The sequence below is a fragment of the Fuchsiella alkaliacetigena genome, from assembly GCF_023227765.1.
Classification (GTDB): Bacteria; Bacillota; Halanaerobiia; order Halobacteroidales; family Acetohalobiaceae; genus Fuchsiella; species Fuchsiella alkaliacetigena.
This window is the reverse complement of the sequence record NZ_JALKBZ010000012.1, coordinates 25,848-37,669: the sequence shown is the minus strand read 5'-3', so window position 1 is coordinate 37,669 and position 11,822 is coordinate 25,848. Positions and strand designations below refer to the sequence as shown.

The window sequence follows — 11,822 nt, the reverse complement described above, 5'->3', positions numbered from 1 at the left end:
CCTACTCTAAATCCTCTTTAGCAAAAGGAGTAGTTAATAACTCTGCTAATTCTTTAATTAACACATCTCCTTTTAGGTTAGCCATAATCACCTGTAATTTACCAACTCTAAACTCAGCCATAACCTGTAAACAAGCTCCGCAAGGAATACAAGGGCCCGCAGTAGCCCCAACTACAGCCACAGCTTCAATTTCAACTTCCTGCTCAGAAATAGCCTTAAAGATAGCCGTCCGCTCAGCACAGTTACTTAAGCCATAAGCAGCATTCTCAATATTACAACCAGAGTATATACTTCCCTGCTTGGTTAATGCTGCTGCTCCCACAGCAAAATCTGAATAAGGCGCATAAGCTGCTTGGCGAGCTTCCTTAGCAACAGCTATTAACTCTTTTACTAACTCTTTTTCCATTCTATCTTTCCTCCAGTCTGACTATTACTAGCTAATATTAACCTTATCGGAAGACGCTACAGTTCCCCCAGAAATAATAAACTTCAAACCTTCTTCAATAGTCATGTCTAAATATATAACCTCCTCCTTAGGAACTAAAATCAACATTCCCGAAGTAGGATTAGGAGTAGTAGGAATAAAAATATTTACTACTTGTTGAGGGGTTTTTGTTTGAACCTCACCTGCATTACAACTAGTCAAAAAACCTACCTGATAAAGCCCCTCCTTGGGATACTCTACCATCACCACTTCTCTAAAAGCCGTTTTATTTTTCCTAAACAGAGCATTAATAATCTGCTGAACCGTTATATATATATTTCTAATTAAAGGAATCCTAGTTAGTAGCTGTTCCCCAAAGCTAATCAACTTTCTGCCTAGTACATTAGTACCAATAGCTCCGACCCCAATAATAAAACCTAAAGTTAATACAAAACCTAATCCATAAATGGAGCGCCCTATAATAAGTTCGAAGATAGGTCTTAAAAAGCCATCTACAGCTGTAAACACAGTAGTTACTATATAGATAGTCACCAGTAAAGGTAATAAAATAATCAAACCAGTAATCAGATAGTTCCTCAGCACCTTTAACATCAATACTGCCTCCTAATTAAAAAACTACTCTTCAATCTGCTCAATTGCTTGCTCAGTTCCTGTATCAATAATTCTTACTTTAGAAATTCGGCGCTGAATAGTCTCCTCAATAATCAAAGTTAGACCTTCAAAAGTAATTTCCTCTCCTTGCTCAGGTACATAGCCTAAAATGCTAAGAATAAAACCACTGATTGTATCGTAGTCTTCTGCTGGCAAATCTACATTCAAAGCCGAATTCACCTCTGCAATTCCTGCTCTAGCATCTACTATAATTTCTTGCTGCTCTTTAATAGTCTTAACTTGTTTTTCCTCTTCATCATATTCATCCTGAATATCACCTACAATTTCCTCTAATAGATCTTCAATAGTAACTAAACCTTCAGTCCCTCCATACTCATCGAGAATAATAGCCATATGAATTTTTTCCTTTCTAAGTTCAGTTAATAATGTATCCACTTCTTTACTTTCTGGAATATAATAAACTGGCCGCATAATTTTTTTGATATCCACTGCTTGGTCTGTATTAAAAAATTCAAGTAGATCTTTAGCATAAACAATGCCTACTATGTTATCTATAGTCTCGTTATAAACTGGTACTCGCGAATAACCCTTATCTACAATAATATCTACCAGTTCATTAATAGGTGTATTAATTTCTACACAGACTATATCTATTCTAGGTACCATAATCTCTTTTACTATAGTATCATCAAAGTCGAAAATACTGTTAATCATTTCCTTTTCGTCGCTTTCAATTACTCCTTCTCTCTCTCCCACAGTTACAAACTTCCTGATTTCTTCTTCAGTCACTAAAGGTTCCTTACGATAAGGTTCTCCTCCTAAAGCTCTAATTATGAAGCTAGTAATAAAAGTCAAAATCTTTATTAAAGGAGTTAAGAGCATAGAGAATATCTCTATATATCTAGCCACAGCCATAGAAGCTAATTCAGAGTTCTGAGTAGCAAAAGACTTAGGCGTTATTTCCCCAAAAATAAGAATAAATAAGGTAACTCCACCGGTAGCAATCCCTATTCCTGTAGAACCAAATATTTCAATAGCTAAAGCAGTAGCAATAGCTGAGGCAGCTACATTTACCAAATTATTTCCTACTAAAATAGTAGTCAACAGTCTATCGGGATTATCCAGTAATTTATCCACAGTTTCAGCCTTCTTATTACCCTCCTGGGCCAGATGTTTGATTTTAACTCTATTTACTGACATCAAAGCTGTTTCTGAACCCGAAAAAAATCCTGAAAGAATAAATAAAAGCCCTAAAGCAATTAATTCAAAAATCTGTCCCAAACTATCCATTTCAGCCCCCCCTGATCAAACTAAATTCTGCGAAAATAAGCTTGATTAATCTAAAAATTTTAAAAAAAGTTTAGCTAGCAATACTAACAGTAGTCCCGATAAGAAAATATACTTAAACAAATTTAAATCAACTACTAATAACTCATTTAACTTATCGAAAAAGACTAAATAAGCAACTACCACAGCATTCACAGAAGCTACTAGCACTGCTCCTGCTCCAATATCTTTAGCTAATTTAGCCTCCCTTTTAAATTCATCAATATAAAGATCAACTGCATACTCCACAGCAGTATTCATCAGTTCAGCCACTATAACTAAAGTAATAGTCAATAGCAAAACTAGCACCTCTAAACTACTAAGCTCTAAGCGCCAAGCTAAAAATAATACCAAAGCTGTAGCTAAAAAATGAATTCGCAAGTTCTGTTCCGAGCTTAAGGCCTTGATAATTCCAGTTAAAGCATAGTTAAAGCTCTCCCCTAAAGTCTTAATATTAAAAAACTTCATTCTCTACTCAAGTCCAGTTCAGCCAGTATCTGCTCTTCTTTTTTTCGCATTACCCTTTTGCTTTGCTGATCTTGATGGTCATAACCTAATAAATGTAACATTCCGTGCACAGTCAAAAAACCTACTTCTCTAGCTAAAGAATGTCCGTATTCTCGAGCCTGACTCTCAGCTCTGGGTAAAGAAATAATAATATCTCCCAAAAGCTCATCATCTTGCGGAAAGGAAAGCACATCTGTAACCTGATCTTGCTGACGATACCTTTTATTTAACCTTTGAATGTGCTCATTGTCAACTAAAGCTACACTAACTTCACCTGTACTTATAGACTCCTCCTGAGCAGTATTAGTAATAAGCTCAACAATCAAAGCTTCTAGCTTAGGATCAACCTTTAGTTCATCTTGCAAGTTATTGATCATTACTTCCATTTTCTTCTTGCCCCTCCATTTCTTCAGCTAAACTATCCGGATACTCTACTCGGTTATGAAAAATCCCGGTTAAAATATTGACAAAGGAATTAATTATTTTATCCAAATCTTTAAGTGTCAAGTCAGACTCATCTAATTGGCCATCAGCCAGCTTACCTTTAATTATCTCTCTTACTAAAGCTTCTATCCTATCTGGATTAGAATGAACTTCAGTTCTAGAACGAGTAGTAGCCTCTACCACATCAGCCAACATAACTATAGCTGCTTCCTTAGTTTGTGGTTTAGGGCCTTCATAAACAAAGTTTTCCTTTTTTACATTATCATACTTATCATCGTGCAGAGCTTCTTCATAAAAGAAAGAAACCAAGCTTTTAGCATGATGCTGTTCAATAATATCGATTACACTTTTAGGCAGATGATACTTTCTAGCTAGCTCTACCCCATCCTTAACATGAGAAGTAATTATTAAAGTACTCAAATTCGGTGATAGCTTGGAATGAGGATTCTCAGGGCCCAATTGATTTTCACTGAAAAAATAAGGTCGCTTAATCTTACCCACATCATGATAGTAAGCCCCTACTCTAACTAACAAAGAATCAGCCTCTACAACATCAGCTGCTGCTTCAGCCAGATTACCAACAATTATGCTATGATGATAGCTACCCGGAGCCTCCACCAATAACTTTTTCAATAAAGGTTGATTTGGATTGGAAAGCTCCAATAATTTAACTGGAGAAACAATGCCAAAAGTGTTCTCCAAATAAGGTAAAAGTCCATTAGTTACCACAGCCGAAATTACACCATTTAGTATACCCAAAGCTACTAACTTTAAAGTCAGTACCAAGTCTACAGGCGGTATGCTTAATTGAAAGGCTAAAATAGTCAAAGCACTAGCACCACTAACATAAAAACCGGCTCTTACTAAGTCAGAGCGCTGGCTTACTTTGGTCACACTATACACCCCAGCCAAACCACCAATTAAGAGCACTGCCACATCAACCATGCCCCCATTTACTACTATACCCACTAAAAAACTAATAGCTAAAGTAACCATAATTGCTAAATCATACTTGGTCAAAACAGTTAATAACATAGCCAGTCCAGCCACCGGTACTAAATAAGCAGGTTTCTCAATAGGAAAGAAGGTCATTATCTTAGCAAATAGAAGAATTAAAATAGGCAAAATACCTAATAAAGCCACTACTCCTTCATCAGCTAAAACTTCCCGCTGATACTGGTATAAATAGATCACAAAAATAGTAATAAAGATAAACACCACTAAAGTCAAACCGATAATTATCAAAAAAGTAAGTTCGTCCTCTCGAGCTATCTCTAGCTCCTCTAATAAATCCATCTTTTGTTGAGTCACTGTCTCGCCTTCACTAACTATAGATTGACCTTGTTCAATAATCTCTTTTACAGGCTCTACTTCTTCTCTAGCCTCAGCTTTTAACTCTTCAGTCTTTTCTAAATCTAAAATTAAATTTGCTTGCAACAAGTTATTTCCTAACTCTTCAATCACATATCTATAACGACTAGTGATCGGCAAGTCCTCAACTTCTTGACTGAGTTCTTCCTGTGCTTCCTCTAGTTGATCACTCTTGATCCCAGCTTCAAAATAACTATTAATAATTTCTTTAGTCTTCTCTTCTACATACTCAAAGGTCTCAAGATCAGCCAATAAAAGATAACGTATCACTTTATCAGGAATATAAAAATCAATATTTTCTTCAACTATATCTAATTTATTAGCTAAAGATAATGATTCTTTGAATTCCATTTCATTTTCCAACTGCAGCTCTGTCAATTCTTCTAATGAAGGTAACTCTTCAGTTTTTAACTCAACTTCAAAAGTTTCATTTAGCAGCTTGATTAATTTAAAAAAATCGCTTAGTTTAGCTTCAACCTCCGTTCTTACTTCTTTATCTTCAATATAAACACTTTCAATTTTTTCAGCAGCTTCAGCTCTGCGCTCTTCAGTTCTTTCTTCATCTATAAACTCCACAGTATGAGGAGCAACTATCTCTTCAGGGCTCGGCTCTCCCACCTGTAAAGACTTCTGATCAGGAATAAAATCGATAGTTAAAATTAGGGTTAAGACCACAAAAACTACTATAATCCAAATCCAGCGCTTAACCGATTCATCTTGTTGAAAGTTAAATTCACTATTTGCAACTTTTTCTTTAATTTCATCTAAAAAACCCATAGCTCCACTCCTTAAATTGTTAAGCTTGAGTTTCATAAGCTTCAATTATTTTTTGCACCAATCGATGTCGAACTACATCACGATTAGTTAAATAGATAAATTCGATTCCTTCTATATCAGCTAACAGCTTCCGCACCTGATTTAAACCTGAAGTCTGTCTAGTAGATAGATCGATTTGAGTCACATCACCAGTAATTACTGCCTTTGAATTAACTCCCAATCGCGTTAAAAACATCTTCATCTGCGCAGAAGTAGTATTTTGAGCCTCATCTAAAATCACAAAAGAGTCTTTGAGAGTTCGACCTCGCATATAAGCTAAAGGAGCAATCTCAATTACCTCTTGCTCCAATAGTTCATTTACCTTTTTAGCTCCTAATATACTGTACAAACTATCATAAAGCGGTCGTAAATAAGGATCTACCTTTTCCTGTAAATCCCCTGGTAAAAATCCTAACTCTTCTCCAGCTTCAATGGCAGGCCTAGTTAAAATAATTCTTTTTACTTTGTTACTTATCAAGGCCTTAGTAGCCATCACCACCGCTAAAAACGTCTTCCCGGTACCAGCCGGCCCAATTCCAAAAACAATATCCTTCTCTCGCATTGCATCTATATAGACCTTCTGCCCCCAAGTCTTAGCCTTAATCTTTTCACCTTGATAGGTAACCTGTACTACATCAGCATATATATCTGCTAATTTAAATTTATCTTCCTTAGCTAAGTCAGTAGCATACTTAATTTCTCGTTTATCTAAACTATTATCCTTTACTACTTTACTAAGCTCCTCAAATAAATTAACAGCTTGTTCTACCTTAAACTTATCTTTTCCTTTAATTTTAACTTTATTACTTCGAGCAAATATCTCAACCTCAAGCTCTTCTTCAATCACTCTTAAGTTTTCATCCTGCTTTCCAAATATCTTTCTAGCAATTTCATTAGTTGCCAAAGTTATCTCTTTTTGATACAAAACCAATATAACCTCCTAATGGATATTTTTTTGTTCTCCTATTTCCTCTTTAGTAGTAATCAATACTCTAACCTGCACTGATTCAGCAGATTCTTCTGTAGATAGTACCTCAAACTTTTTATCTATAACTGCCGCCTCTTCATCTGCCGTAGCTAATATTCTTTCTTCAGCCTGTTTAAAAGCTAACTCTTTAGCTTCTTCATAACTCAGTCGTTCATTTAACTCTCTTAGCTCTATATATCTTCTTCTAATTATTTCGATAGGAAAATCGATATTCCTCCATAACGATAAAGATTTAAGCTCCTCTTCTACTTTAAAATTAGCAAAAGGAGGCTTATCGGGCCCGGAAAGAGAAATTTCTCTATCACCCAAGCGCAGCTTAAAGCTATCAACTACTCTGCTAGTCTGCTGTTGATAAAATCTATTTAAAGCTACTTCATTATGTTCTTCATACCAAACTTTAGCTCTAACTATTCCTTCAGCCATTACCCTTTTAGTCTCTATAGGCTCCAACTCTTCCTGCTCTTCTTCAAGTTGAGGATAAACCTTTACTTCGCCGCTAATTAGCTTTTCGCCAAGCTCCACCATTTCTCCTTCTTCTACCACCGCTTGACCCTCTAAAACAATCAATTCCTCAATTAAGCCAGACTTTTTAGCTACCACATCAGCTTGTTCTACTTCCTGCTCCGGTAAAGCTTCCTTTTCAGCTACTTCAACTAATAGTTTTGTTCCTTTAAGCTCCACATCAGCCCAAGAAATTTGGGGATGTTGATTAAGTTGCTCCTCCACCGTTTCTAAGTCTACCCTATACTTCAATACCCCTTGCTCAAAGCCTGCCTCTGCTAATAAGGTAATTATTTCATCCTCACTTAACTCTTCTAAACCTTTAATCTCAAGCAACCAAATAAAAGAAGAAAGAATATAAATAGTTAAAACTGCAGTAGCTAAGCCTACTATCAAACCCTTTCTAACTTTAAAACGCTTTAATAAAAAAGGGAGTCCTTCTTTAGCTTCTATACTAACTTGACAGTTTGCTTTCCTTACCATCTTTCTAATTTTTTTAAAATCACTAGCCTTCAACTTAGCAAGAAAATAATCATTTTCTTGACTAATATCCCAAACTTGTAACTCACTTCTAATCAAATAATTAATTAATTTCTCAACTCCATAGCCTTCAATCTTAATAATCACGTAACCTTTAAAATAGTATAGGAGATTTGAAAGCAAATAAACCCCTCCTTAATACTTAAACTCAACATTTGTTATCTGCCCATTAATTTCAACTGTTTCTTTAGTCAGTTTTTTAATAATCAGCTCCTCACCCAAAATAACTAACTGTCCTTGATAAATTCTAATTCTAATCAGCTCCCGTCCATACTCTATAATTCCACAGTGGTTTTCCAAATTTAACTCGAAATTACCTAGCATAAATATTCTAGGTTCATCAAGTACTACATCCTTCGGAAGTTCAAAAACATCTGCAAACTTATTTTTAAACTTATCGCTTAAACTATTTTTCAATCCCTCACCTCCAAAGGCTTTTGTACTAACCTTATGCTTAGAATAGTTTAATAATCACTGTAAATTATTGAATAGCCGACAAAATTATAAAATTGGAGGAATAATAAAACTGATTAAATAAAAATTATCTATAGCTACATAAAAGAAGCTATTTACTTATATAAGTAAATAGCTTCCAAAAAAGTGGATTATTCGTTTTCAGTTAGTAAATCCAAAGCTTGCTGATAGTCCTGCCTATTATTAACATTGAAAAAGGAGTTAAGCTGTGGATCAATACTTCTAATCTTTTCTTCTTCAATATACTTAACATCTATTTGATCCCAAAAATCTATAATTTTAAACTTACCTTTAGCAATAGCCTTTTCAATTTTAGGAACACAGCTCTGACTATAAATAGTATGCAAAGGCTCTAACTTGCCATCTATTTTCGGTACCAAAACATCGACTACTGGTTGCTTTAACATATATCTCACTAAGTCTAAATTCAATAAAGGCATATCACAGGCTACTATAAAGTTATATTGATCCTCACTAACCTTTAAGGCAGCATGGATTCCACTTAAAGGTCCTTGATGCTCAAACTCATCAATTGCTAGTTGTACATCATAATCGCTATAAAGTTCAGGCTGCTTAGTAGCTACAATTACATCCTTAAATAAAATACTCAATTTATCTATTAAGTGTTGAATCATCGTCTTATTACCTAATTTCATTAGCGGTTTATTAGCTCCTTCCATCCTAGAGCTTTTACCACCGGAAAGTATTATCCCTGCCATTCTTTAATCTACTCCTTTCTTACTCAGCCTTTAACTTTTCAAAACCTTGACTCTGCCATATCTCAAGCTCCTCAGTGATAATCATACCTTCTAAGTGTTCTTTACTTTCAATGTACTCCTTAGCCTCTTCAAAGCCCATAATAAATAAAGCTGTAGATAAAAGATCAACTTCCATTAAAGTAGTATCTGTAATTACAGTTACACTAGCTAAACCTCGCACCGGATAACCAGTTTTAGCATCTAATATATGATGGTACATTTCACCGTCTTCTTCAAAATAACGTTCATAATCACCAGAAGTAGCCATACTAAAGTCAGCCCCTCTAACTGCAGTCACATACTGTCCTCCAAATTCATTGTCAGCAAATTTATCGCTCTCTGGTCTAGGATTCCTAATAGCTACTGTCCATTCTTCCCCATCAGGTCTAGTCCCTAAAGCTCTGATATCACCTGCTCCAATTAGTGCCGATTCAATTCCATATTCTTTTAAAGTTTCAATCCCTTGCTCGATAATATATCCTTTAGATGCTCCTCCTAAATCAAGTCTCATTCCTTCCCGAGCCAACATTACCGTACTTGCTTCTTCATCGATAATTATATCTTCATAGTTAACTAACTCTAGCCTCTCAGTTATTTCTTCTTCACTAGGAACTCCTGGAGTACCACTACCAAAACCCCATAAGTTTAAAACAGGAGCAATAGTTACATCAAATCCGCCTTGGCTTAGCTCTCCATATTCTTTAGCATTTTGAATTATAAATAAAACCTCTTCGTCTACCTCAACTGCTTTTTGACCAGCCTGTCTATTTATTTCATTCAGCTGATTATCATCTCGATTAATATCAATCTTATCAGCAAGTTCGCGCATCCTTCTCAACGAGGCTTCAACTGCCTCTTCAGCATCTTCACCACTAACCCTGATATTAACTACAGTATCCATTAAGAATTCCTGTACTTCATGATCCTCAACTGATGGCGAAGATGTCCGCCAAAACCCAACTGCCAAAACTGCAAGCACAAATAAAGTAGCTAAAACTACTGGTATTTTTTTATTTTTCATGTTTACACCCCTAATTTTAATAGTTTAACATCTATATCTTATCATAACTGAAGCTAATAATCTAATTAAGTGTTAGCTCTATCCTCCTTAACTAATACTACCAAATTCCCGAGCTGCATAGAAAATAAATTAATCAAAGTAAAGCTTAAAATAATTATCAATACTTGAGTATCAGAGATAGCAACTAAAAAACTAGCTACTACTGTATCAATACTGCTTACAATGGATAAACTTAGTAAATCCATTAGCTGTTTATTTCCTTTTAAATTTCTTAAAACAGAGCTTTTATTTCTACTCCCTTGGGCTAATCTTTTTTGAATATTAAAGCCGATTTTTGATTTACTAGCTATGCTTAAGTAAAACATAATACTACTAAATAATAATAAAGCTACACTAAACAACTTAGCCAATTCTACTCCCAATAATGAAACTACTCCTTTACCTAAAAAAACAGCTAAACTAAATAGCAATAGATTATAAAGTCCAATCAATAACAGATTACGTCTATTGATTTTCCCCCACAGCTGTTGATACACTGCTCCAGCATAAAAGTTATCAATGCTCACCAATAAAGCTAATAAGAAAATAGTAGATAGTTGCAAGTTTAGCCCTCCCCTATGCGCCTAAGCTATAATATTATATGTTCGGCATAGGAGAATGTGTCAGCAAAATAAAGACCCGGGCTCAACAGGGCCCAGGCCTAAATTCTACTATTTACTTTCTTCAACCGCTTTTAGAGCCGAATAATTAGCTTCTATAGTTTTAGTAATATCTTCTTCAGTATGAGCTAAAGAAATAAACCCAGCTTCAAACTGAGAACAGCCTAGATAAATACCTGCCTCTAACATCTTCCTAAAGTAAAGAGCAAAGGCTTCGGTATCACAAGCTTTTACCGTCTGATAGTCAGTTACCTCTTCTTCAGTGAAGAAAAGACTGAACATCGCCCCTTCTCGAGACTGATAATAATTAAGCCCTAGCTCTTCCAAATTATCCTTAATTCCTTGATTCAGTTGAGCCGACTTCTCTTCTAACTGCTCATAAACTCCTGGCTCTTGAAGTAACTTTAAAGTTTCAATCCCAGCCGTCATAGCTAAAGGATTTCCCGATAAGGTTCCTGCCTGATAAACAGGACCATCAGGAGCAATATGATCCATTACTTCCTCTTTACCACCATAAGCACCTACCGGTAATCCTCCACCAATAATCTTACCTAAACAGGTGAGATCTGGAGTTACATCATACTTCTCCTGTACTCCTCCGTAAGCCACTCTAAAGCCAGTCATTACCTCATCAAAGATCAATAAGGCTCCATTATCTTCGGTAACTTCTCTCAAACCTTCTAAATAACCCTCTTGGGGCTTAATTACTCCCATATTACCTGTTACTGGTTCTAAAATAATAGCTGCTATATCTTCACCGTACTTCTCAAAAATAGCTTCTATAGCTCCTAAATCATTAAAAGGAGCAGCAATAGTTTGTTGAGCAATACTCTCTGGCACTCCCGGACTGCCAGGAATCCCCAAAGTAGTAATTCCTGAACCAGCATCAATTAGCAGACTATCACCATGCCCGTGATAACAACCAGTTATCTTAATAATCTTATCTCGGCCTGTATAACCTCTAGCCAAGCGTAAAGCACTCATGGTAGCCTCAGTACCTGAGTTAACCATTCGTACCTTCTCAATAGAAGGTACAGCCTCTACCACCAGTTCAGCCATTTCCGTCTCTAATTCTGTAGGTGTCCCAAAGCTAGTTCCTTTAGCTGTAGCTGCTTGTACTGCTTCTACTACCTGCGGATGAGCATGGCCTAAAATCATGGGGCCCCAAGAAGCAACATAGTCGATATATTCATTACCATCAGCATCCCGAAGCTTAGAACCCTCAGCTTCTTCGATAAAAATAGGCTCAGCCCCTACAGAACTAAAAGCCCTAACTGGACTATTAACACCTCCGGGAATACTCTTTTTAGCAGCAGTAAATAATTCCTGTGATTTTTCCGTTTCTATATTCATAATTATT

The 11,822-nt window shown here is 35.8% G+C and carries 13 protein-coding genes; all 13 read right to left on the bottom strand.

All coding sequences use genetic code 11. The features are described 5' to 3' along the window. Nucleotide 1: 1 nt before the first annotated feature. Complete coding sequence (locus MWH30_RS05235) at nt 2-406, bottom strand: cytidine deaminase (RefSeq protein ID WP_248663010.1); 405 nt, start codon at nt 404-406, stop codon at nt 2-4. 27 nt (nt 407-433) lie between these two features. After that, the gene (locus MWH30_RS05230) at nt 434-1,036 is read right to left on the bottom strand and encodes a DUF502 domain-containing protein (protein WP_248663009.1); all 603 of its coding nucleotides are present in this window, start codon (nt 1,034-1,036) and stop codon (nt 434-436) included. Between the two features lie 24 nt (nt 1,037-1,060). Further along, nucleotides 1,061-2,347, bottom strand: coding sequence for a hemolysin family protein (locus MWH30_RS05225; protein WP_248663008.1), 1,287 nt, complete (start codon nt 2,345-2,347; stop codon nt 1,061-1,063). A 45-nt stretch (nt 2,348-2,392) separates the two neighbouring features. Further along, on the bottom strand, nt 2,393-2,851 hold the full coding sequence (locus MWH30_RS05220; protein ID WP_248663007.1) for a diacylglycerol kinase family protein: 459 nt from the start codon (nt 2,849-2,851) through the stop codon (nt 2,393-2,395). Then, nucleotides 2,848-3,276: an rRNA maturation RNase YbeY gene (gene ybeY / locus MWH30_RS05215; RefSeq protein WP_248663006.1), complete on the bottom strand. Its 429-nt coding sequence runs from the start codon at nt 3,274-3,276 to the stop codon at nt 2,848-2,850. The genes MWH30_RS05220 and ybeY overlap by 4 nt, the downstream gene beginning before the upstream one ends. After that, nucleotides 3,257-5,482 carry an HD family phosphohydrolase gene (locus MWH30_RS05210; protein WP_248663005.1) on the bottom strand — a complete coding sequence of 742 codons (2,226 nt, stop codon included), beginning with the start codon at nt 5,480-5,482 and terminating at the stop codon, nt 3,257-3,259. Before MWH30_RS05210 ends, ybeY begins: the two co-directional genes overlap by 20 nt. Before the next feature lie 19 nt (nt 5,483-5,501). Continuing rightward, nucleotides 5,502-6,452, bottom strand: a complete 951-nt coding sequence (locus MWH30_RS05205; RefSeq protein WP_248663004.1) for a PhoH family protein — start codon at nt 6,450-6,452, stop codon at nt 5,502-5,504. Between the two features lie 9 nt (nt 6,453-6,461). Beyond that, the gene (yqfD, locus tag MWH30_RS05200; RefSeq protein ID WP_248663003.1) at nt 6,462-7,673 is read right to left on the bottom strand and encodes a sporulation protein YqfD; all 1,212 of its coding nucleotides are present in this window, start codon (nt 7,671-7,673) and stop codon (nt 6,462-6,464) included. Nucleotides 7,674-7,685: 12 nt separating this feature from the next. Next, nucleotides 7,686-7,967, bottom strand: coding sequence for a sporulation protein YqfC (yqfC, locus tag MWH30_RS05195; protein ID WP_248663002.1), 282 nt, complete (start codon nt 7,965-7,967; stop codon nt 7,686-7,688). Nucleotides 7,968-8,155: 188 nt separating this feature from the next. Then, nucleotides 8,156-8,743 carry a molybdenum cofactor guanylyltransferase gene (gene mobA / locus MWH30_RS05190; protein ID WP_248663001.1) on the bottom strand — a complete coding sequence of 196 codons (588 nt, stop codon included), beginning with the start codon at nt 8,741-8,743 and terminating at the stop codon, nt 8,156-8,158. Nucleotides 8,744-8,762: 19 nt separating this feature from the next. Then, nucleotides 8,763-9,803 (bottom strand): FAD:protein FMN transferase, encoded by a 1,041-nt coding sequence (locus tag MWH30_RS05185; protein ID WP_248663000.1) that lies wholly within the window; start codon nt 9,801-9,803, stop codon nt 8,763-8,765. A 65-nt stretch (nt 9,804-9,868) separates the two neighbouring features. Beyond that, nucleotides 9,869-10,405, bottom strand: a complete 537-nt coding sequence (locus MWH30_RS05180; RefSeq protein ID WP_248662999.1) for a hypothetical protein — start codon at nt 10,403-10,405, stop codon at nt 9,869-9,871. A 108-nt stretch (nt 10,406-10,513) separates the two neighbouring features. Continuing rightward, entirely contained in the window at nt 10,514-11,815 is a 1,302-nt protein-coding gene (gene hemL, locus MWH30_RS05175; protein ID WP_248662998.1) for a glutamate-1-semialdehyde 2,1-aminomutase, read from the bottom strand. Nucleotides 11,816-11,822: the final 7 nt, after the last annotated feature.

Bases quoted from the DNA above. Each gene is read 5' to 3' on its own strand.
- MWH30_RS05225 (WP_248663008.1), bottom strand. From the start codon at position 2,347: ATGGATAGTTTGGGACAGATTTTTGAATTAATTGCTTTAGGGCTTTTA.
- MWH30_RS05185 (WP_248663000.1), bottom strand. From the start codon at position 9,803: ATGAAAAATAAAAAAATACCAGTAGTTTTAGCTACTTTATTTGTGCTT.
- hemL (WP_248662998.1), bottom strand. From the start codon at position 11,815: ATGAATATAGAAACGGAAAAATCACAGGAATTATTTACTGCTGCTAAA.
- MWH30_RS05230 (WP_248663009.1), bottom strand. From the start codon at position 1,036: ATGTTAAAGGTGCTGAGGAACTATCTGATTACTGGTTTGATTATTTTA.
- MWH30_RS05235 (WP_248663010.1), bottom strand. From the start codon at position 406: ATGGAAAAAGAGTTAGTAAAAGAGTTAATAGCTGTTGCTAAGGAAGCT.
- MWH30_RS05210 (WP_248663005.1), bottom strand. From the start codon at position 5,482: ATGGGTTTTTTAGATGAAATTAAAGAAAAAGTTGCAAATAGTGAATTT.
- mobA (WP_248663001.1), bottom strand. From the start codon at position 8,743: ATGGCAGGGATAATACTTTCCGGTGGTAAAAGCTCTAGGATGGAAGGA.
- MWH30_RS05220 (WP_248663007.1), bottom strand. From the start codon at position 2,851: ATGAAGTTTTTTAATATTAAGACTTTAGGGGAGAGCTTTAACTATGCT.
- ybeY (WP_248663006.1), bottom strand. From the start codon at position 3,276: ATGGAAGTAATGATCAATAACTTGCAAGATGAACTAAAGGTTGATCCT.